The organism is Sphingomonas sp. PEI4, assembly GCF_056679955.1.
In genome coordinates this window covers 439,916-461,056 of sequence record NZ_CM155258.1, presented here as the reverse complement: position 1 = coordinate 461,056, position 21,141 = coordinate 439,916, and the positions used below count along the sequence as shown (strand labels likewise).

The 21,141-nt window shown below is 66.6% G+C and carries 15 protein-coding genes and 1 riboswitch; of the genes, 8 read left to right on the top strand and 7 right to left on the bottom strand.

The window, feature by feature from the left end; translation table 11 throughout:
* Window positions 1-6: 6 nt before the first annotated feature.
* Entirely contained in the window at window positions 7-996 is a 990-nt protein-coding gene (locus tag AC1MLZ_RS01990) for a HoxN/HupN/NixA family nickel/cobalt transporter (protein ID WP_480961445.1), read from the bottom strand.
* A 263-nt stretch (window positions 997-1,259) separates the two neighbouring features.
* A riboswitch (cobalamin riboswitch) is annotated at window positions 1,260-1,478 on the bottom strand.
* Window positions 1,444-1,635, bottom strand: coding sequence for a hypothetical protein (locus AC1MLZ_RS01985; protein ID WP_480960209.1), 192 nt, complete (start codon window positions 1,633-1,635; stop codon window positions 1,444-1,446). Its footprint overlaps the riboswitch before it by 35 nt.
* A gap of 72 nt (window positions 1,636-1,707) precedes the next feature.
* Between AC1MLZ_RS01985 and AC1MLZ_RS01980 the strand changes: the two genes are divergently transcribed.
* The 3 genes from AC1MLZ_RS01980 (at window position 1,708) to AC1MLZ_RS01970 (ending at window position 7,267) form a co-directional block, all read left to right on the top strand.
* Complete coding sequence (locus tag AC1MLZ_RS01980; protein WP_480960208.1) at window positions 1,708-5,061, top strand: glycosyl hydrolase 2 galactose-binding domain-containing protein; 3,354 nt, start codon at window positions 1,708-1,710, stop codon at window positions 5,059-5,061.
* 110 nt (window positions 5,062-5,171) lie between these two features.
* Complete coding sequence (locus tag AC1MLZ_RS01975) at window positions 5,172-5,921, top strand: SGNH/GDSL hydrolase family protein (RefSeq protein WP_480960207.1); 750 nt, start codon at window positions 5,172-5,174, stop codon at window positions 5,919-5,921.
* Window positions 5,918-7,267: a carboxylesterase/lipase family protein gene (locus AC1MLZ_RS01970; protein ID WP_480960206.1), complete on the top strand. Its 1,350-nt coding sequence runs from the start codon at window positions 5,918-5,920 to the stop codon at window positions 7,265-7,267. Before AC1MLZ_RS01975 ends, AC1MLZ_RS01970 begins: the two co-directional genes overlap by 4 nt.
* A gap of 5 nt (window positions 7,268-7,272) precedes the next feature.
* On the opposite strand, the gene AC1MLZ_RS01965 is transcribed toward AC1MLZ_RS01970, so the two are convergent.
* The 3 genes from AC1MLZ_RS01965 to AC1MLZ_RS01955 form a co-directional block, all read right to left on the bottom strand.
* Complete coding sequence (locus AC1MLZ_RS01965) at window positions 7,273-8,517, bottom strand: ROK family transcriptional regulator (RefSeq protein ID WP_480960205.1); 1,245 nt, start codon at window positions 8,515-8,517, stop codon at window positions 7,273-7,275.
* A 545-nt stretch (window positions 8,518-9,062) separates the two neighbouring features.
* Window positions 9,063-11,138: a prolyl oligopeptidase family serine peptidase gene (locus AC1MLZ_RS01960; protein ID WP_480960204.1), complete on the bottom strand. Its 2,076-nt coding sequence runs from the start codon at window positions 11,136-11,138 to the stop codon at window positions 9,063-9,065.
* 42 nt (window positions 11,139-11,180) lie between these two features.
* The gene (locus AC1MLZ_RS01955) at window positions 11,181-12,554 is read right to left on the bottom strand and encodes a cytochrome P450 (protein ID WP_480960203.1); all 1,374 of its coding nucleotides are present in this window, start codon (window positions 12,552-12,554) and stop codon (window positions 11,181-11,183) included.
* Window positions 12,555-12,658: 104 nt separating this feature from the next.
* Here AC1MLZ_RS01955 and AC1MLZ_RS01950 point away from each other — a divergent pair, with 104 nt between their 5' ends.
* Window positions 12,659-13,438: an SDR family NAD(P)-dependent oxidoreductase gene (locus AC1MLZ_RS01950; protein WP_480960202.1), complete on the top strand. Its 780-nt coding sequence runs from the start codon at window positions 12,659-12,661 to the stop codon at window positions 13,436-13,438.
* Window positions 13,439-13,478: 40 nt separating this feature from the next.
* Here the strand turns inward: AC1MLZ_RS01950 and AC1MLZ_RS01945 are convergent, their stop codons facing one another.
* Both AC1MLZ_RS01945 and AC1MLZ_RS01940 read right to left on the bottom strand, forming a co-directional pair.
* Complete coding sequence (locus AC1MLZ_RS01945; protein WP_480960201.1) at window positions 13,479-15,098, bottom strand: choline dehydrogenase; 1,620 nt, start codon at window positions 15,096-15,098, stop codon at window positions 13,479-13,481.
* 57 nt (window positions 15,099-15,155) lie between these two features.
* Window positions 15,156-15,728 carry a TetR/AcrR family transcriptional regulator gene (locus tag AC1MLZ_RS01940; protein ID WP_480960200.1) on the bottom strand — a complete coding sequence of 191 codons (573 nt, stop codon included), beginning with the start codon at window positions 15,726-15,728 and terminating at the stop codon, window positions 15,156-15,158.
* A gap of 102 nt (window positions 15,729-15,830) precedes the next feature.
* Here AC1MLZ_RS01940 and AC1MLZ_RS01935 point away from each other — a divergent pair, with 102 nt between their 5' ends.
* The 4 genes from AC1MLZ_RS01935 to AC1MLZ_RS01920 are packed head-to-tail and all read left to right on the top strand — an operon-like array spanning window position 15,831 to window position 20,932.
* Window positions 15,831-17,084, top strand: coding sequence for an acetyl-CoA C-acetyltransferase (locus tag AC1MLZ_RS01935; protein ID WP_480961444.1), 1,254 nt, complete (start codon window positions 15,831-15,833; stop codon window positions 17,082-17,084).
* Window positions 17,084-18,622, top strand: a complete 1,539-nt coding sequence (locus tag AC1MLZ_RS01930) for an acyl-CoA synthetase (RefSeq protein ID WP_480960199.1) — start codon at window positions 17,084-17,086, stop codon at window positions 18,620-18,622. Before AC1MLZ_RS01935 ends, AC1MLZ_RS01930 begins: the two co-directional genes overlap by 1 nt.
* Window positions 18,619-19,716, top strand: coding sequence for an acyl-CoA dehydrogenase family protein (locus AC1MLZ_RS01925; RefSeq protein ID WP_480960198.1), 1,098 nt, complete (start codon window positions 18,619-18,621; stop codon window positions 19,714-19,716). Before AC1MLZ_RS01930 ends, AC1MLZ_RS01925 begins: the two co-directional genes overlap by 4 nt.
* Window positions 19,717-19,726: 10 nt before the next feature.
* On the top strand, window positions 19,727-20,932 hold the full coding sequence (locus tag AC1MLZ_RS01920; RefSeq protein ID WP_480960197.1) for an acyl-CoA dehydrogenase family protein: 1,206 nt from the start codon (window positions 19,727-19,729) through the stop codon (window positions 20,930-20,932).
* The last annotated feature ends 209 nt before the right edge of the window (window positions 20,933-21,141 follow it).

Here is a 21,141-nt window from a genome sequence, read left to right as displayed (position 1 = left end):
CGCCAGCTATCCGTGCACGACCTCGATCTCGTCGAAGCGTTTCCAGCGGTAGATCGCGAAGCTCAGCACCCAGCACAGCACGAACAGGCCGATGATCGCGAAGCCGAGACCGTTGAAATTCTCGCCGAGTGCCGTCGCGACGTCCCAGATCCCGCCTGACAAACCGAGCTTCGCGCCGAGCAGCGCGAGCGTCTCGATCCCGCCGATCGCGATAGCGACGATGGCGGAGATCAGCGTGATGGTGATGTTGTAATAGAGTTTGCGGATCGGCTTCACGAACGCCCATTCGTACGCGCCGAGCATGACGACGCCGTCCGCCGTGTCGACCAGCGCCATGCCGGTCGCGAACAGAACCGGGAGCACCAACACCGTGCCGATCGAGAGACCGTCGGCGGCCTGGCTTGCGGAAAGACCGAGGATAGCGACCTCCGTGGCAGTGTCGAACCCGAGACCGAACAGGAAGCCGAGCGGGGCCATGTGCCAGCTTCGCGTGACGAGGCGGAACATCGGCCGGAACAGCCGCGCGAGCAGTCCCCGGTTGCCGAGCAGGAGGTCGAGGTCCTCCTCGACATAGGTCCCGCCGCCGCGAACGTGGCCGAAGGTGCGCCAGACCGAGCGCAGGATGATGAGGTTCATCGCCGCGATCGTGAACAGGAACACGGCGGAGATGACGGTGGCGACCACGCCGCCGACCTGTTTGAACGCCTCGAACTGCGACAGCGCGCTGGCGGTGAGCGCGATCGCGACGGCCGCGATCAGTACGATGCCCGAATGGCCGATCGCGAACCAGAAACCGACCGCGATCGGGCGCTGGCCGTCCTGCATGAGCTTGCGCGTGACATTGTCGATCGCGGCGATGTGGTCCGCATCGACCGCGTGGCGCAGGCCGAGGCCCCAGGCGAGCAGCGCCGTGCCCAGCATCAGCGGTTGCGCGTGGAACAGCGAGAAGGCCCAGGCCCATGCGGCGATGTTGGCGGCGATCAGGCCTGCGAACATCCAGCCGATCCGCCTGCGGGTGGCGGTCCGCGTCGGTCTGCCAGCCTGCCTGTCGGCCAGTCTGTCGGCCCGTCTATCGATCGTCGACGTCGTCATGCAGAACTCCCCGGCGTCCGACGAGGACGGGGGCCTGCCGCGAACGGCCGGGACACGTGAAGACCGGACGCCACGAGCGGCCGACGCGCGTCGCCGTGCGGCCCCTGCCGCGCGTGTCGTCGCTCAGACGGCGTTCACCGTGCCTCGGCCACCCCCTGGACCGGGACAAGAGCGACCAGACGCCGGCAGGTCTCCTGGCTCACGGGTCAAAGCTCCACGCCACGCCTTCCCAGGCTCTACGGCCCAGTGGCTGCCCTCCAGTCGAAGGGCCCGTGCGTTTCGCTCGCCGCTTACAGTTGCAGGGACAGCCGCGGCATTGGCGGGGCGAACCCCACCGCACCGCATTCCCAATCAAGCCCCGAAGGGCACCGACGCGATCATGCAGGCGGCGTTGATCCGCCACCTGCCCGGTTGGGTATCCTGCTTTCGCAACGCTGCCAATACGCGCATCGGCAAAGCATGGTCGGCGGCGCCCCTATCGATCGCAAACAATTCGTAATTCAATTTGGCTTTTTCGCGGCGCCGCGTCATGTTGATCGCCAATCGCGGAGCATCGTCAGATTCCGCACGGGAGGATGATCAATGGGCAAGCGGGTGTTCGCGGGCACGATTTCCATGTTGGCCCTATGCTGCGCGACCGCCGCGTCGGCCCAGACCTATGGGCCGTTCAACGTGGCGGCGCCTGCTGGCGGCGCGCCCCTCAAGACAATCATCGGTGGCGACACTGCCAAGCCGATCGACGCACCAAGCTGGACGCTGTCGGGGTGGATCGAACCCGGGACGATCCGCGACGGCATCGTGCCCGTTGCGGGGTTCGGCGACATCGCGAACGGACCGCGCCGCTATCTTGCGCTCGACAAGGGGCGCCCGAGCCTCGTCACCGAAACCGGTACGCTGATCGCGCCGTCGCGGATCGCGGCCGGGGTTTGGCATCACGTCGCGGCGACCGTCGAGGATGGTTTGGCACGGCTGTACGTCGACGGCCGACCGGTCGCGCAACGCCGGATGACCGCCGCGCCCGTACCGTCGGTCGCGACGATCGCGCCGTTCGGTGGTCGCGTGTCGGGCTTCGCGATGCAGGCGGGTGCGCTCGATGCGAACGCGGTGAAGGCCCGATCGACGACCAAGCCGAGTGCGTCGATCGTCTACCAGAACGGCAGCCCGGCGTGGCCGGTACAGGTGCGCCAGATGTCCGGTCAGACCACGCCCCAGGATGCCTGGACCCGGCCGGTGTCGAAGGCGCCCTTCCCCGCCCCCGTTGCCAAGCCGCTGCCGACCGGACCCGCGATCGCGCCGCTGCGTGACGGCGCCTGGAAGGTCGCGGGCTGGCGGTTGGCCGAGGCGCCGAAGGTGACCGCACCCGGCGCGACGCTCAGCCGTGCAGGGTTCGATGCGTCGAGCTGGTACGTCGCGACGGTGCCGGGCACGGTCCTGACGACGCTGGTCGATCGCGGTGTTTATGCCGACCCTGCGTTCGGGCTGAACAACATGACGATCCCGGAAAGCCTGGCGCGACAGGATTACTGGTATCGCACCGAGTTCGACGCGCCAGCCGCGACCGCGGGCAAGCGACAGATGCTCAATTTTGACGGCGTCAACTACAGCGCCGAGGTGTGGCTGAACGGCGCACCGATCGGGACCATGAAGGGCGCGTTCGTGCGCGGCCAGTTCGACGTGACCGGCAAGCTGCTGCCAGGGCGCAACGCGGTCGCGGTGAAGGTGTCGCCGCCGCCGCATCCGGGCATCGCGCACGAGGAGTCGCTGACCACGGGCGTCGGCGAGAATGGCGGCATGATGATGCTGGACGGCCCGACCTTCGTCGCGACCGAGGGGTGGGACTGGATTCCGAGCATCCGCGACCGCAATATCGGCATGTGGCGCGGCGTGACGCTGACCGCGACCGGTATCGCGACGCTAGGCGATGCGCAGGTCGTCACGACGTTGCCCAAGGCGGACAACAGCGTCGCGGAAATAGAGATCGGCGTGCCCGTCTCGAATCCGTCCGATCGAACCGTGACCGCGACCCTGCGCGCCGCGTTCGATGGTATCGTCGTTGAAAAGCCGGTGACGCTCACGGCCGGCCAGTCCGCCAATGTCGTGATGAAACCCGCCGATTTCCCGCAGCTCTCGGTACGCAACCCGAAGCTCTGGTGGCCCAACGGCTATGGCGACGCTGCGCTGCACGACCTTACCCTCACGATAACCGTGGACGGCGCGACCAGCGATACGAAGCATGTCCGGTTCGGGATCCGGCAGGTAACGTACGACATCTCGCTGATGGACAAGGACGGCGACCTCGACCGGGTCGGCATCGATCTGTCCAAGGCGCGGCAACGTGGTGAGCGGATCGTCGACGGTTCGCATACCGGCATCCGCAAGGTTGCGAACGGCTGGGCGGCGAGCTTCGTCGCCGGTGCGGACAAGTCTCCCGCTGTGACGCCGATCAAGGATCAGGACGGCCTGTCGCCCTATCTCGTGATCCGCGTGAACGGCGTGAAGATCGCCGCGCGGGGCGGCAATATCGGCATGGACGACTTCATGAAGCGCGTCGACCGGACGCGGCTGGAGCCGTTCTTCCGCCTGCACAAGGACGCGCATCTCAACATCATCCGCAACTGGGTCGGCCAGAATACCGAGGACACCTTCTACGACCTGGCGGACGAATACGGTCTGATGATCCTCAACGATTTCTGGGAATCGACGCAGGATTACAACATCGAGGCCCAAGACGTGCCGCTGTTCATGACCAACGCGACCGACGTCGTGAAGCGGTATCGGAACCATCCGTCGATCGTCGTTTGGTTCGGTCGCAACGAAGGTGTGCCGCAACCGATCCTGAACGAGGCGCTGGAGACGCTGATCGACAAGGAAGACGGCACGCGGCTCTACATGGGCTCGTCCAACCGGGTGAACCTGCAGAATTCCGGGCCGTATAACTGGCGGCCGCCGGTCGAGTATTTCACCGAGCATGCCAAGGGTTTCTCGGTCGAGAGCGGTACGCCGTCGCTGCCGACGCTGGAGGCATGGAAGCGCGCGATGGCGCCTGCCGATCAATGGCCGATCAGCGACGCGTGGGCGTATCACGACTGGCACCAGACCGGGAACGGCGCGGTGAAGACGTATATGGACGTGCTTGCCAAGCGCTTCGGCCCGGGCACCAGCCTCGAGGATTTCGAGCGCAAGGCGCAGATGATGCAGTATGAATCCTACCGCGCGATCTTCGAGGGGATGAACGCAAAGCTTTGGATTGAGCATAGCGGCCGGATGCTGTGGATGACGCAACCGGCATGGCCGTCGTCCGCATGGCAGATATTCTCGTCGGACTATGACACGCAGGCGTCGTTCTACGGCGTGAAGAAGGCGTCCGAGCCGGTCCACGTCCAGATGAACCTGCCCGACTGGAAGGTGGTGCTGGTCAATAACGGACTGGCGGCGCTCCGCGGGGTTACGGTGAAGGCCAAGGTGGTCGGGCTCGACAACCGGACGATCGCCGAGAAGTCGGCCACGATCACCGCCACCGGCGAGGCGGCGAGCGATGCGTTCACGCTCGATCCCAAGGCGGCGACCGCGAACGGTGTCGCGCTCGTCCGGCTGGAGGCGAACGATGCGACGGGCAAGCTGTTGTCGACCAACTTCTACTGGCAGGCGGCGGACGATGCGCAGTTCCAGACGTTGAACGGTCTGGCGGCGGTGACTCTCGACACGGCGTCGACGACGCGAGTGGAGGGCGCGGACACGGTCACCGCGGTGACGCTGCGCAATACCAGCGCGACGCCCGCGATCGAGACCAAGCTGACGGTGATGAATGCGGACGGCACGCAGGTCTTGCCGGCGTATTTCAGCGACAACTACGTCTCCCTGTTGCCGGGTGACGTACGAACCGTCGAGATCCGCTATCCAACGGCCAAGGCTTCCTCGCCGCATGTTGCGCTGCGTGGATGGAACGTTGCGGCGGGAACGGTACGATGAGGGGCGCAGTCACTCTCCAGCGCCGACGCCATGATGGTTCGATCGTGCCATCGAAACCCGGACCGACATTGGCGGCATCCCGAGACGCCGCGACATTGGAGTCAAGCTATATGACGACCTACGCCAAACTCGCCCTTGCAGCCTTGGTCGCGCTTAGCGGAACCGCCGCCACTGCGCAGACCGACGCCGACAAGCTGCGGCAGGCACAAGTCGCGGAAACCCGGCTGCACGAGGATTGGGCGTGGCTGGGCCGCTATCAGTCCGCCAATGCCACGTTGCCGAAGCCGAGTGACCACCGCGTCGTCTTCATCGGCGATTCGATCACGCAGGGCTGGTTCGACATGGTCCCGGCGTTCTTCGCGGACGACCGGTTGGGCCGCGGAATTGGCGGACAGACGACGCCGCAGATGTTGGTGCGTTTCCGCCAGGATGTGATCGCGCTGCACCCCGCGGTCGTCCAGATCATGGGAGGCACCAACGATATTGCCAGCAACACCGGACCGATGACGCCCGATCAGTCGAAGGCGAACATCATGTCGATGGCCGATCTGGCGCGGGCCAACGGCATCCGGGTGATCCTCGCCTCGATTCCGCCTGCCGATCGGTTCCCTTGGCGGCCGGGTCTGGAGACGGCACCGAAGATCGCGGCGATGAACGCGTGGCTCAAGGACTATGCGCGCCAGATCAGCGCGACCTACGCCGATTATTGGGGCGCGTTGCATGACGGCGACGCGACGCGCGCATCGCTAACCTATGACGGCGTCCATCCGAACAAGGCCGGCTACGCGGCGATGGCGCCGGTTGCCGAAGCCGCAATTCGCGCCGCGCTCGCCAAACCAGCACCGCGAGGCCTGCGATGATCCTGACACTTGCGCTCGCGCTGGCCGGCGCGCCGATCGTCCGCACCGATGACGGTCCGGTGCGTGGCCAGCCACTGGCCGGGGGAACGAGCGTGTTTCGTGGCGTCCGGTTCGCGAAGGCGCCGGCGGGGCCGCTCCGCTGGCGTGCACCGGAACGACCCGCAAAATGGACCGAGCCGGTCGACGCGGTCGCCGAGCATGCTGCCTGTCCACAAGGCGACTATGGTGAATGGAACCGCACGGCCGCGGAACATGGCTCCGAGGACTGCCTGTTCCTCGACGTCCGTACGCCGACGTTGACACCAGCCAAGCCCCTCCCCGTGCTGGTCTGGATCCACGGCGGCGCCAATCGCGGCGGCTCGGGTGGCGGTACGGTAGAGTCCACCATCACCGACGGCGGCATCGTTCTGGTCAGCATCCAGTACCGGCTGGGCGCACTTGGCTTCCTGTCGCACCCGGCGCTGAGCCGTGAACAGGGCGGGCATTCGGGCAATTACGCGCTGATGGACCAGCAGGCGGCGCTAAGCTGGGTCAGGCGCAACATCGCGCGCTTTGGCGGGGATCCAACGCGGGTCACGATCGCAGGCGAATCCGCGGGTGCTCAGGACGTCGCACTCCATCGGCTGGCGCCCGCCTCGCGCCGCCTGTTCGCGCAGGCGATCGAAGAGAGCGGAACGCCGGGTTTTGGCGTGGGTACAGGACACGGTCGACGTTCCCGATCTCGACGACGACAGTTTTATGTGGCTGCAGGCGGTGTGGACGGGCGCGTCCTTACCGACACTCCGGCGAACCTGCTGGCGAGCGGCCGGGTCGATCCTGCGCCGCTGGTGATCGGCGTCAACGCGCGCGAACTCGGGTTGCATGGCGGGCGTCCCGCTGCCGAAGCGACCATCCGCCGTGAATTCGGACCGAAGGCAAAGGCGGCGCTCGCCTTCTACGGCCTGAACCCGGGTGGCACGCCTGTCGATGACCCGCGCCTGGGTGACGTGACCGCACAGCTGGCCACCGACCTAACGTTCCGGTGTCCGACAGTGGCGGTCTCGAAGGCCTTGACCCGGGTCGGCGTGCCGGTTTGGCAATATCAGTTCGATTATGCGCCGCCCGGTGGCACGGTCAGTCATTCGAGCGAGATCGGCTACCTGTTCAACACGCCGAAACCAGGCCAGCCACCATTGCAGGCCTATTGGCTGAGCTTCGTGAAGACCGGCAACCCGAACACCGCGCCGCTGCCGGCCTGGAAGCCGTATACCAGCGCCAGGCGCGATTACATGGCGTTCGAGCAGACCGGCCCCATCGCGCGCCGGAATCTTCGCGGCGGTGTGTGCGATCTTCGCGACACGCCCTGACCGGCTCAGGTCTTGATCAGGATCGCATCGGACGGGAGGATGCGATCGAGGAACGGCAGGATCCCCGCGCCGACGGCCGGCGCATCGCGTGACAGGCTGGCACGATGCATCGGCGCGGTCTTCGGCAGGTTGGGCGCGGCAACGCGCAGCTTGCGGTGCGTTGCCGCCGCCAGTCGGTCGAGCACCTCGGTCGGCAAGCGGCCGCCGAGCAGCACCGCTGCTGGATTGAGAATACAGTTCACCGCGGTCAACGCTGGCACCAGCGCAGTCGACGCGTCGGCAAGCCACGCGTCTACGTGCGGCGCGAACGCCTCGGGAAAGGGGTGCGTCGGATCGATGCCGGGCTGCATCACACCGGCGTCTTCCAGGCGGGCGTAGAGCGCGGACAGCGATACGACGTCCTGCAACACGCGCGACGTATCGTCGGCCAACGGCAGGAAGCCGATCTCGCCGCTGCGGGCATTGGCCCCGCGGTAATAGGCGCCATCGATCACGACGCCGCCGCCGAGCCCGGCGCTGACGAGGATGTAGAAGAAGCTCGCATGGTCATGGCCGTCGCCGAATTGCGCCTCGCCGATCGCAGCGGCGGCGGCATCATTGTCGACGTGAACCGACCACGGCACGACGTCGGCCAACAACGTCTGGAGATCGACGGCACTCCAGGCTTCATAGCCGGACGGACGGTGCGGCAACGCGACACGTCCCAGATCGTCGGGCACTGCCACACCGACGCCGAGCACCCGATCCATCCCGATCACTTGGGTTTCGCGAATGTCCGCGATCCCCGTACGGACGACGTCTACCACGTCGGCCGGCATCGCGAACGGCAGTTGCCGCGTGAACCGGGATCGCACCACGCCTGCAAGATCGAGCGAAACCAGCGTGACGTGATCGCGATCGATGTTGAGACCGATCGCGAAGCACCCGTCCGGATTGATCCGTAGCCGTACCGCGGGTTGCCCTCGCCCACCGGTACGCCGGCCTGCATCGACGATCAGGTCGGCATCGAACAGCCTCGCAGTGATGTTCGCGATCGTCGGCGCAGTCAGGTTGGTCATCGTGGCAATTTCGGTACGCGTGATGTCCGGGTGGCGGCGGATCACCTGTAGGACGACACGTTGATTATAATCGCCAGCGCGTGCGAGGTTGGTCCCCGACAGGCTGGGGCCAAGCCTGACCGCGCGTTCGTCCGCAGTTACGCCGCCAGTGTTCGACGGTTCGAAGTCGGAAAAATCCATCGGCTTGCTCATCCCCTCGGTCGAACCTCTGCCGATCTCAACACCACCGGCTCGACGAAGCTGAATTGAAGGCCGATTGCCGGGCAACCGCTCACGACCGGGCCGTATGAATGCACGCGGTGTATCACGACCTGCCCTTTTCCGACCTCTGTGCGTAATGCCGTGCGGCATTCGCCGTGGTTGATCATTCGGAATGCTGCATATGCGCGGCGCTGTCGCGTTGGTCTGGCAACCCTCACCCCGACGTCGCCCGCGATTCCTGCGGTTTTGATGCTCAGCGGTTTCGGGCAATCGGCGCGGCCGGTCAATAAAGAATACAAATTTCTATATCGTGGTAAATTTCGGGAGCGGCGTCGCTCGTGTCGGGAATTTGCGCGCCGACGGAGTTGGCCCAGTCTACGCCGGCTGCACGATTGACACGTGTTCGGGGCCGTCCGACTTGCCACCCTGCCCAGCTCGACAGCGGCCCGAACCAGCGCCAACATGCACAGCCCCAGAACGACGTCCTCACGCCGCGATCGAAATAGCTGCCGTGATTCAGGCCCGTATCGTCACGTTCATCGAGACGTGCCCGGTGTCGTGGTTGACGTCCGATATCGATCGAACCAGGCGATGATCGCCGACGCCTTCGCGGCCGACTGCGACGGGCGTGCGGCGATGCCACCGTGGCTCGCGCCCGGCACCTTCACGAGTGCGGTCGGCACGCCGCGGATCTGCAGCGCCGCGTAATATTGCTCGGACTCGCTGACCGGCGTCCGGTAATCGTCGCCACCGACCACGACCAGGGTCGGTGTCTTGACGTTCCCGACGATGCTCAGCGGCGAACGGTTCCAATAGCTCATCGGATCTTCCCACGGCAGCTTGGTGAACCAGTAGCGCGAGGTGAACAGCGTGTTGTCCATCGTCAGCGCCTCGCTGATCCAGTTGATCACCGGCTTCTGCGTCGCCGCCGCCTTGAACCGATCGGTCTTGCCGACGATCCAGGCGGTCAGCAGCCCCCCGCCCGATCCGCCGGTCACGAACAGATTGTCCGGATCAGCGGTGCCGTCCTTGATCGCCGCGTCGACCGAGGCGATCAGGTCGTCGTAATCGGCGGCGGGATAGGTCTTGTCGATCAGGTTGGCGAACTCGGCGCCGTAGGAGGTCGAGCCGCGTGGGTTCGTCCAGAGCACCGCATAGCCGGCGGCTGCGTAAAGCTGCATGTCGGTGGCGAAACCGGGGCCGTAGGCGGCGTTCGGACCGCCGTGAATCTCGAGGATCAGCGGCAGGCGCTGGCCTGCGACACGGCCCGGCGGTGTGGCGAGCCAAGCGTCGATCGGGCGACCGTCGGGCGCGGTCACGGCGATCTTTCGAACGGACGCCAGCGCCTTCGATCCGGTCAGCACCGCGTTGAGCATCGTCAGGCGGCGCGGCTTGCCGCCCGCCAGCACCCAGACGTCGGCGGGCGTGCTGGCGTCCCCGCCAGTATAGGCGATCGTGCCGCCCTTCGAGACTGAGAACTCGCCGCCGGTATAGGGCCGGTCGAGCCCGCCGCCTGCGACGTTGTCGATCAGCGGCGTGACACGGCCATCGACGCCGATCCGTGCGACGCGGCGCTGGCCGTGGTCGTCGTAGCTTGCATACAGGCTGCGGCCGTCGGCGGACCACACGGCGTCTTCGATCGCGCGGTCGAGCGTTGCAGTCAGCGAACGCGGCGAGGCGGCATCGCGGTCACCGACATAGAGCTGCGTGTTCTCGTAGCTGCGGCGCTTGTCGTCGAAGCCGAGCCACGCGATCTTCGAGCCGTCGGGCGACACGCGCGGCTGGGCGTCGGGGCCGTCGCGCGTCGTCAGCGTTCGCATGGTGCCGCTGGCCGCGTCGACCGCGATCACGTCGGAGTTCATCACCTGGCGATCGGCGGCAGGTCCGCGGATCGCGGCGAAGACGATGCTGCGGCCGTCGGGCGTCCACGACAGCGGACCGCCGTCGTCGAACTTGCCGTAAGTGAGCTGGCGCGCGGCGCCGCCGTCCGCGCCGACCACGAACAGATGGTCGTAGCCCGGCTTCACGTAACCGGGCCCGTCGTTGCGGTAGTTCACCCGGTCGATGATCGTAAGCGGCTCGGCCCATTTCGCGCCCTCGGGCTTGGGTGGCTGCGTGCCGAGCTTGGCCCCCTCACCTGCTACCGTCGCGATATAGGCGAGCTTGGTGCCGTCGGGCGACCAGGCGAGCGCCTGCGGATCGCCCGGGAAGCTCGTGATCCGTGCACTCTGCGCGCTGCCGATCCAGCGGACGAACAACTGCGATCCCTCGCCGTCTCGCGCAGCATACGCGATGCGCGCGCCGTCTGGCGACCAGCGCGGGCTGCTGCCGTCGGTGGCGAACGGGGTCTGCCGCCCGCTCGCGACGTCGATCAGCCAGAGCGAGGATTGCATCTTGTCGGTCATCACGTCGCCGGCGCGGCGGACATAGACGATCGTCTTGCCGTCCGGGCTGATCTGCGGATCCGCCGCGATCGTCAGGCCGAACAGGTCGCTACCAGTGAAGCTGCGCGTCGGGCCATCGGGCGCGGGGGCGGGAACCGGGGCGACCGGCTGCTGCTGGGCAAAGGCCGGCGTCGCCGCGAGCAGGAGGAGAGCAAGGGTCAAGCGCAACGAACGGCTCCTTCGAATGAACCGCGCGACGATGACGGATTGTTACGGGGAAGCAAGCGGTACGAACGTGACGGGCAGGCCATTCTTCGGGCGCGGGATCGGGAACACCTGCCACGCATCGCCGCTGCCCGCCGCCGCCGCCTCGATCCGGTAGCGCGAGAGCAGGTGCGCGATCAGCAGCCGCATCTGCATCGTCGCGAAGTGCAGCCCGATGCACATATGTGCGCCGCCGCCGAACGGGACCCAGGCGAACCGGTGGCGGCCCTTCGACGCCTCGGGCGTGAAGCGGAGCGGGTCGAAGCGGTCGGGGTCTGGCCAATGCTCGGCCATCCGGTGCGTGTAGATGATGCCAGTGCCGACGTTCGTGCCCGCCGGAATATCGAAGCCACCGAAGCTGAAGTCCTTCAGCGCGCGGCGGGGGATCGACGGGACCGGCGGCATCATCCGCAGCGATTCCTTGAAGGCGTATTCGGTGAGGATGAGGCGATCGAGTTGCTCGGCCAGCGGCACCGTGCGGTCGAGCGCGGCGACTTCCTCGCGCAACCGCTCCTGCCAGTCCGGGTTGCGGGCGAGCAGCATCACCAGGCTAGTGGCGGACGAGGTGATGGTGTCGTGCGCGGCCATCATCAGGAAGTTCATGTGGTCGGCGATCGCCAGCGCGGTCAGCGGTGCGCCGTCGTCATCGGTGGCGCGGCAGAATTGCGAGAAGAAGTCCTGACCGGTGCCGGTGCGCCGCGCGGGGATTTCGCGTTCGAAGAAGTCGACGAGGTAGGCGCGGGCGCGGACGCCCTTGCGCATCTGCGTGCCGGGCCAGGGCTTGCGGATCGGCGAGACGCTGGCCTGCACCTCATCGACGAACGCCTGGTTGATCTTGTCCGCTTCGGCACCGAGCGGCACGCCTAGGAAGCTGGCCGCGGCGAGATCGAGCGTGAGCTTCTTGACCGCGTCGTAGAAGCGTAGCGTCTGGCCGCTCCAGCCGCCGACCGCGGCTTCGATCCCCGCGTCGAGTTCGGCTGCGTAATGCCGCATGGGCTCGGGTTTGAACGCGACCGACAGCGTTTTCCGGTCGGCGCGATGCTTGTCGAAATCCATCAGCATCAGGCCGCGCGGGAACAGCAGGTTGAGGATCGGGCCCCAGCCCTGTTCGGACGAGAATATCTTGTCGCGATCGAACAGGATCAGTTCGTTCGCGTCCGGCCCGAGCAACGTCACGCCGGTACCGCCGAGCGCGTTGCTGCGGTAGACCGGGCCGTACCGCGCCGCCATCCGCTCGGCGAACCCGATCGGATCGGCCAGCAGCTTGAAGGTGTTCCCGACCAGCGGCAGCCCTTCGTTGCCCGGAATATGATCCAGCGCGCCCTTGGCTTGGCGCGGTAGCCAGTGCGGGCTGGCATTCTGCAAGGACGCTGCGGTCATCGTCGGATCCCCGTGCAACATGCCGGCTTGGCAAGCCTCGAATACGAGCATAACTAATGTTCTGCAACCGGGGCGCGGACCGCGGGCTTTGACAGGAGAGATGCATGGACGTCGAAAACAGCGCTGCCGTCGTGACCGGCGGTGCGTCGGGATTGGGCGCGGCGACTGCGCGGGCGCTGGCCGCCAAGGGCGCGAAAGTGGCGATCTTCGACCTCCAGGCGGACAAGGGCGAAGCGCTGGCAGCGGAGATCGGCGGGGTGTTCTGCAAGGTCGACGTGACGTCGGACGACAGCGTCGATGCGGGGTTCGCGGCAGCGCGGGCTGCGCATGGCCAGGAGCGGATATTGGTCAATTGCGCGGGGACGGGGAACGCCGCGAAGACCGCGGGGCGATCGAAGCAGGATGGCTCGATCAAGCATTTCCCGCTCGATGCGTTCGACCGGATCATCCAGATCAACCTGGTCGGCACGTTCCGCTGCATTGCCAAGTCGGCGGCGGGAATGTTGACGCTGGAGCCCGGCGCGGACGGGGAGCGTGGGGCGATCGTCAACACCGCGAGTGCTGCGGCGGAGGATGGCCAGATGGGGCAGGCCGCATATTCCGCGTCGAAGGCGGGGGTGGTCGGGATGACCCTGCCGATCGCGCGCGACCTGATGAGCGAGGGGATCCGGGTGAACACGATCCTGCCGGGGATCTTCGATACGCCGTTGCTGGCGGCCGCGCCGCAGCAGGTGCGCGACGCGCTGGCGGCGTCGGTGCCGTTTCCGAAGCGGCTCGGGCGGCCGGAGGAGTTTGCGGCGCTCGCGCTGACGATGATCGAGTGCGGGTATTTCAATGGGGAGGACGTGCGGCTGGACGGGGCGATCCGGATGGCGCCTCGGTAACACCCCCCTCATCCTGACTTCTGTCAGGATGAGGGATTGATCAGGCCGCCCGCGCCAAGCTCCGCCTCTTGATCATGTCCGCCGCCTTCTCCGCGATCATGATCGTCGGGGCGTTGGTGTTTGACCCCACCAGCGTCGGCATTATCGAGGCATCCACCACCCGCAACCCGCGCAGCCCACGCACCGCCAGGGATGCGTCGACCACCGCGAGCGCGTCGTCCGCCGTGCCCATCTTGCACGTGCCGACCGGGTGGTAGATCGTCTCCGCGGTCCGCCGCACCCAGGCGTCGATCTCGTCGTCAGTCCGCACGTCCTCGCCCGGCGACAACTCCCCCGCGCGATACGGATCAAGCGCCGCCTGCCGCGCGACATCGCGACCGATCCCCACGCACGCCCGCATCACCCGCCGATCCTCCGCGGTCGCAAGATAGTTCGCGGCAATAACCGGATCGGCGAACGGATCGGCGGAACGCAGTCCGATCCGCCCCCGGCTCTCCGGCCGCAACTGGCAGAGATGCAGCGTGAAGCCGTCCTCGGTCGCCTTGGTCTTCCCGTGATCCTGCATGATCGCGAGCACCGCGTGGATCTGGACGTCGGGCCGCGACAACCCTTCGCGCGAGGACACGAACGCGCCTGCCTCGAGGAATTGCTGCCGCCCTGCCCCCTGGCCGCGCAACAGGTAGTTGAGCCCCACGCCGATCATCCCGACGCCCTTGGTCATCGCATAGCCGGTGCGCAGCCCGCGCGATTTCCAGTTCATCACGACGTCGAGATGATCCTGGAGGTTCTCGCCGACACCGGGCAGCGCATGCACCACGCCGACGCCCGCCGCGGTTAGTCGATCCGGATCGCCGATCCCGGACAGCTGGAGAATATGCGGCGACTGCACCGCACCCGCGCACAGCAGCACTTCGCGCGCCGCCGTCACCGACTCCGTCCGCCCGCGCTTGTCGAGCACGTAATCGACGCCGGTCGCCCGCCCCTTGTCGATCCGAATGCGCGTTGTCCGTGCGCCGGTGACGCAGGTCAGGTTGCGGCGCGCCAGTACCGGGCGCAGATACGCCGCCGCGGTGCTCCAGCGCTTCCCGTCCGCGACGGTCAGGTCGTAGCGGCCGAAGCCCTCCTGGCTCTCACCGTTGAAATCCTCGGTGACGGGATAGCCAGCCTGCCGCCCTGCCTCGACCAGCGCGTCGTAGAACGGGCTGTCGGACTCGCCGCTCGAGATCGTCAGCGGACCGCCGCCGCCATGCAGGTCGCAGTCGCCGCGATGATGCCCTTCCAATCGCTTGAAATACGGCAGCACGTCGTCGAACGACCAGCCCGGCAGCCCCATCTGCCGCCACTCGTCGTAATCCTGCGGGTGCCCTCGGGTATAGATCATGCCGTTGATCGACGAACTGCCGCCCAGCCCCTTGCCCCGCGGCCACCACAGGTGGCGGTTGTCGAGATGCGGCTCGGGTTCGGTCGAAAAGCCCCAGTTGCTCGGGTTCTTGCTCTTGATGAGTTCGCCGACGCCGGCGGGCATTCGCACCAGCATGCCATCGTTGCGCCCGCCCGCCTCCAGCAGCAGCACCGAGACGTCGGGGTCTTCGGTCAATCGCGCCGCCAGCACACAGCCGGCAGAGCCCGCGCCGATAATCACGTAGTCATACGTCTGCATGCTCGCATCCTCCTCATGACGCTCCGCTATTTTACGGAGTCGCCTCACCTCGATACGCTAGCGCTCGCACAGCAGCGTCAGCAATCCGTTGCGTAGCACGCCGCGATCGAGACCTTCGACCGGATGCACTTCACTCAAGCCTACCGCGAGCAGCGCATAGCCGCGGATACCCGCCTCGACGGAGTCGAACCCGTGCGCGGTCAACTGCTCGACCAGAAACGCCATCACCTTGTCGTCATGCTCGCGGATCGCCGATGCCGCGCGGGCGTCGCTCTTTGCCCAGGCGCGCATCGCGAGCGCGAGTTGCGACATGTCGTGGTCGCGGACATGCTCGGCGAACGCGCGGATCCGTTCGACCGGCGCGAGGTCCGACGCGGTCAGCGACGCTAGTAAGGGATCGATCTGCGCCTCGGCGAAATACGACGCGAGCGCCGCATGATAGCAGTCGAAATCCTTGAAGTGATGGTAGAAGCTGCCGGTCGACGCGCCCGCCGCCTGCGCCAGGCTGCGGAGTTTCAGCGCACGAAGGCCGCCGCTCTTCAACAACGCCTGCCCGATCTCGAGCCAGTCGCGCGGCGCCAGATCCGGGCGGGGTGCAACGTCGTTTTCAACCGATACCGTGCTTGACAAGCCACTCTCCATAACGAATGTTACGTCGTAACGAAGCCGGACGCAATCCGGCATCAGGCACCACGATCGCATCATAGCGGCGGGTGTAACAGGAGAGCGATGTTGGCCGAGGCACTGATCATCGACGCCGTCCGTACTCCGCGTGGGATCGGCAAGACCGGCAAGGGCGCGCTGGCTCACATGCACCCGCAACACCTGGCCGCGACCGTGCTGAAGGCGATCGCCGAGCGCAATCATCTCGAAACCGCCGATGTCGACGACATCATCTGGTCGACCTCGACGCAGCGCGGCGAACAGAGCGGCGATCTCGGGCGGATGGCGGCGCTCGATGCGGGCTATGACGTGAAGGCGAGTGGGACGACGCTCGACCGGTTCTGCGGCGGCGGGATCACGGCCGTGAACTTCGCCGCGGCGCAGATCATGAGCGGGATGGAAGACCTCGTCATCGCCGGCGGAACCGAGATGATGTCGCTGACCACGACGATGATGCAAGACGACATGGCGGCGGGCAAGCGACCGCTGGGGATCGGCTCGGGCAATGCCAGGCTCGACGCCGCGCATCCGCAATCGAACCAGGGCATCTGCGCCGACGCGATCGCCAGCATCGAGGGGATCGACCGCGAAACGCTCGAAGCGCTCGGGCTGGAAAGCCAGCGCCGTGCGGCGGTGGCGATCGCCGAGGGGCGGTTCGATCGTAGTCTCGTCCCCGTCACGGACGCGACCGGCGCGCTGGTCCTCGAAAAGGACGAATATCCGCGGCCCGACACGACCGCCGAGGGCCTCGCCGGGCTGCGCCCGGCGTTCGCGGGGATCGCGGACGTGCCGCTAGACGACAAGGGCACGACGTATCGCAAGCAGATCAACCGCCGCTATCCCGACCTGGAGATCGCGCACGTCCATCACGCCGGCAATTCATCAGGCGTGGTCGATGGCGCCGCCGCGATCCTGCTCGCCAGCGCCGACTATGCCGCCAAGCACGGGCTGAAACCCCGCGCGCGGATCGTCGCGATGGCGAACATGGGCGACGATCCGACGCTGATGCTCAACGCCCCCGTCCCCGCGGCGCGGAAAGTGCTGGCGAAGGCCGGGCTGACGGTCGACGACATCGATCTGTGGGAGATCAACGAGGCGTTCGCGGTGGTCGCCGAGAAGTTCATCCGCGACCTTAAGCTCGACCGCGACAAGGTCAACGTCAACGGCGGCTCGATCGCGTTGGGCCATCCGATCGGTGCGACCGGCGCGATCCTGATCGGCACGATATTGGACGAGCTCGAACGTCGCGACCTGAAGCGCGGGCTCGTGACGATGTGCGCGGGCGGCGGGATGGCCCCGGCGATCATCATCGAGCGCGTCTGATGCACCCCGTCGCGCATGCGCTCACCACGCCCGACAAGCCCGCCTACATCATGGCGGCGACGGGCGAGACGGTGACGTATCGCGACCTCGATGTACGCGCGAACCAGGGCGCGCATCTGCTCCGCTCGCTGGGGCTGAAGCGCGGCGATGGGATCGCGGTGTTGATGGACAATTCGGCGCGCTATCTGGAGGTTATCTGGGCGGCCGAGCGGACCGGCGTGTATTGCACTTGTCTGTCGTCGAAACTGACCGCGGCTGAGGCGGCGTACATCATACGCGACGGCGATTGCCGCATGCTGATCGCGAGCAAGGGGTGTGCAGACGTCGCGGCGGCGCTGACACCGATGCTCGACGACGTGGCGCGCTACATGGTCGACGGTACGATCGAGGGGTACGACTCTTACGAAACCGCGCGCGACGCGATGCCCCCGGATCCAATCGCCGATCCGTCTCCCGGCGGCATCCTGCTCTATTCCTCGGGCACCACCGGCAAGCCTAAGGGCGTCAAGCACGCGCTGTCGGACGAGCCGTTCGGCACCAACGTCTCGCCGCTCGTGATGCTCGGCAAGGGGCTGTACGGGTTCACGCCCGACATGGTCTATCTCTCGCCTGCTCCGCTCTATCACGCGGCACCGCTGCGCTGGTCGATGGCGGTGCATCAGGTCGGCGGCACCGTCGTCGTGATGGAGCATTTCGACCCGGAAAGCGCGCTCGCCGCGATCGAGCGCTATCGGATCACGCATGCGCAGTGGGTGCCGACGCACTTCATCCGGTTGCTCAAACTCCCGCCCGAGGTCCGCGCCCGCTACGACGTGTCTTCGCTGAAGGCGGTGTGGCACGCCGCGGCCCCCTGCCCGCTTCCGGTCAAGCAGGCGATGATCGACTGGTGGGGGCCGATCATCGGCGAATATTACGCCGGCACCGAGGGCAACGGCTTCTGCGCGATCTCCAGCGCGGAATGGCTGACGCACAAGGGCTCGGTCGGGCGCAACCTGACTGCGCAGACGATGATCTGCGACGAGGCGGGCAACGCGCTGCCACCGCGCGCGGAAGGCGACGTGTATTTCGCGGGGGGCGGGGCGTTCGAATATCACAACGATCCCGCCAAGACTGCGGAGGCTGCCAACGCGCACGGCTGGACGACGCTCGGCGACGTCGGCTGGCTCGACGAGGAGGACTATCTCTACCTCACCGACCGCAAGAGCTTCATGATCATCTCGGGCGGCGTGAATATCTATCCGGCCGAGATCGAGAACCTCCTCGTCACGCACCCGAAGGTCGCCGACGTTGCAGTGATCGGTGCGCCCGACGACGAGATGGGCGAGCAGGTGGTCGCGATCGTCTGCCCCGCCGATCCGTCAGAGGATCGCGCGCAACTCGCCGCCGAGCTCAGCGCCTTCGCCCGCGCGAACCTCAGCCACGTCAAGGCGCCGCGCCGGATCGACTTCCGCGACACGCTGCCGCGGCACGAGACGGGCAAGCTCTACAAGCGCCTGCTCCGCGACGAATATTGGGCGCTTTCGAAGGAGTCCGCATGAACTTCGATTATTCCGACGACCAGAAATTCCTCAAGGACGAAGCGCGCAAGTTCCTGACCGCGCATTGTGGCAGCGACCGTGTCCGCGCGGTGCTCGACGACTCCGCCAAGGCCTATGACGCGGACTTATGGAAAGCTGTGGCTGCCCAAGGCTGGCTGGGCGCGGCAATCCCCGAGGAATTCGGCGGCCTCGGCCTCGGCCACATCGAACTCTGCGCGATCGCCGAAGAACTAGGGCGGGCCTGCGCACCGATCCCGTTCGCCTCGGCGGTCTATTTCGTCGCCGAAGCCTTGATGCTCTACGGCAGCGACACGCAGAAGGTCAGGTGGCTGCCCCGGATCGCGGCGGGAGACGTCATCGGCGCGTTCGCAACCTCCGAAGGCGCCGGCCCGGTCACCGCCCGCTCGATCCGGACCACCGTTTCCGGCGGTAAACTTACCGGCGAGAAGATCCCCGTCACGGACGGTGACGTCGCCGACCTGATCGTCGTCCTTGCGCGCGACGGCCTCTACCTCGTCGAGAACGGCACCGGCGTCACCGCGGAGATCCTCGAAACGCTCGACCCGACCCGCAGCGCCGCGCGCCTCACCTTCACCGACGCGCCCTGCGAAAAACTCGGTACCGACGACGGCATCGCCGCGATGCAGGCGGTGTTCGACCGTGCCGCCGTTCTCCTCGCGTTCGAGCAACTCGGCGGGGCGGATCGCTGTCTCGACATGGCGAAGGGCTATGCGCTCGATCGCTACGCGTTCGGCCGGCAGATCGGGGGCTACCAGGCGATCAAGCACAAGCTCGCGGACATGTACGTGAAGAACGAACTCGCGCGCTCGAACGCCTATTACGGCGCATGGGCGCTGAATGCGGGCGCCGCCGAACTGCCGCTCGCCGCCGCCACCGCGCGCGTCGCCGCGTCCGACGCGTACTGGTTCGCGTCGAAGGAGAACATCCAGACGCATGGGGGGATGGGCTTCACCTGGGAGTCCGACTGCCACCTCTATTACCGCCGCTCGCGTCAGCTCGCGCTGGTCGCCGGCGCCCCCGCAGCGTGGCGCGAACGCCTGGTCGGCCAACTCGAAATGCGCAACGCCGCCTGAAAGGACGATCATGGACTTCAAGGACAGCGACGCCGAAGCCACCTACCGCGCCGCAGCGCGCGACTGGCTGGACGCCAACATCGCCGAGCATCACGCCTGCCATTACCCCGACGACATGGCCAAAGCGAAAGCGTGGCAGGCGCGCAAGGCGGCCGGCGGCTACGCGTGCATCACCTGGCCGCAGGAATGGGGTGGCGGCGGTGGCACCCCGATCGAGAGCGTGATCTTCGGCCAGGAAGAGGCTAAACACGCGGTCGACGGCAGCTATTTCACGATCGGGCTCGGCATGTGCGTGCCGACCGTGATGGCTTATGCCGACGACGCGACCAAGCGCCGCTTCGTCGGCCCCGCGGTGCGCGGCGACGAGATCTGGTCGCAACTCTTCTCCGAGCCCGCCGGGGGCTCCGACGTCGCCGCGATCCGAACGCGGGCAGTCCGAGACGGCGACGACTGGGTCATCAACGGCCAGAAGGTCTGGACCTCGGGCGCGCATTACAGCGACTACGGCATCGTCCTCGTCCGCACCAATCCCGACGTGCCGAAGCACCAGGGCCTGACGATGTTCTGGCTTGACCTGAAGGCGCCGGGGATCGAAATCCGCCCGATCCACCAGATGTCCGGCGGGTCGAGCTTCAACGAAGTCTGGTTCGAAAACGTCCGGATATCCGACGCGCAGCGCCTCGGACCCGTGGACGGCGGCTGGAAGGTCGCGCTGTTCACGCTGATGAACGAGCGCCTCGCGATCGGCACGAACGGCGGCGTCGGCCCCGAGGACATCCTCGCCTTCGCTGCCCAGGCCAATGGCGCAGACGGCCCGCTGCTGAAGGATGCCGCGTTCCGCCAGACGCTCGCCGACTGGTGGGTGCAATCGGAGGGCCTGCGCAACACCCGGATGCGGACGATCACCGCGCTGTCGAAAGGCCAAGTGCCCGGCCCCGAGAGCTCGATCGGCAAGATCGTCGCCGCCAACCAGTTGCAGGCGATTGGCAACACGGCGGTCGAGGCCGGCGATCAATACGGCATCATATCCGACCCGGCGCTCGCCCCGTTGAAGGGCGCGTTCCACGCCGCGACGATGTGGGCACCGGGCTTGCGCATCGCCGGCGGCACCGACGAGATCCTCAAGAACATCATCGCCGAACGCGTCCTCGGCCTCCCCGGCGAAATCCGCGTCGACAAGGATCAGGCGTTCCGGGACTTGCCGGTGGGGGCGTGATTGGAGGGTTTGGATCGTGCCGCCCGGACCTCCGTCAATCGCTGATCAGCGCCGAAAAAATCGTCCGCAGCGACAAGCCGCCTAACATGAGGTGGAGCACAGTTTCCACCCCCGATATGATCTTTGAATGTCTCGCGAGCTTGCAGGTTCGTCAAACGGTAGAATGTCGGCGACATTGATCTGATATCGAGCTCAATGGATATGAAGGG

Bases quoted from the DNA above. Each gene is read 5' to 3' on its own strand.
- AC1MLZ_RS01945 (WP_480960201.1), bottom strand. From the start codon at position 15,098: ATGCAGACGTATGACTACGTGATTATCGGCGCGGGCTCTGCCGGCTGT.
- AC1MLZ_RS01990 (WP_480961445.1), bottom strand. From the start codon at position 996: ATGTTCGCAGGCCTGATCGCCGCCAACATCGCCGCATGGGCCTGGGCC.
- AC1MLZ_RS01925 (WP_480960198.1), top strand. From the start codon at position 18,619: ATGAACTTCGATTATTCCGACGACCAGAAATTCCTCAAGGACGAAGCG.
- AC1MLZ_RS01980 (WP_480960208.1), top strand. From the start codon at position 1,708: ATGTTGGCCCTATGCTGCGCGACCGCCGCGTCGGCCCAGACCTATGGG.
- AC1MLZ_RS01965 (WP_480960205.1), bottom strand. From the start codon at position 8,517: ATGAGCAAGCCGATGGATTTTTCCGACTTCGAACCGTCGAACACTGGC.
- AC1MLZ_RS01950 (WP_480960202.1), top strand. From the start codon at position 12,659: ATGGACGTCGAAAACAGCGCTGCCGTCGTGACCGGCGGTGCGTCGGGA.
- AC1MLZ_RS01920 (WP_480960197.1), top strand. From the start codon at position 19,727: ATGGACTTCAAGGACAGCGACGCCGAAGCCACCTACCGCGCCGCAGCG.
- AC1MLZ_RS01975 (WP_480960207.1), top strand. From the start codon at position 5,172: ATGACGACCTACGCCAAACTCGCCCTTGCAGCCTTGGTCGCGCTTAGC.
- AC1MLZ_RS01930 (WP_480960199.1), top strand. From the start codon at position 17,084: ATGCACCCCGTCGCGCATGCGCTCACCACGCCCGACAAGCCCGCCTAC.
- AC1MLZ_RS01955 (WP_480960203.1), bottom strand. From the start codon at position 12,554: ATGACCGCAGCGTCCTTGCAGAATGCCAGCCCGCACTGGCTACCGCGC.
- AC1MLZ_RS01970 (WP_480960206.1), top strand. From the start codon at position 5,918: ATGATCCTGACACTTGCGCTCGCGCTGGCCGGCGCGCCGATCGTCCGC.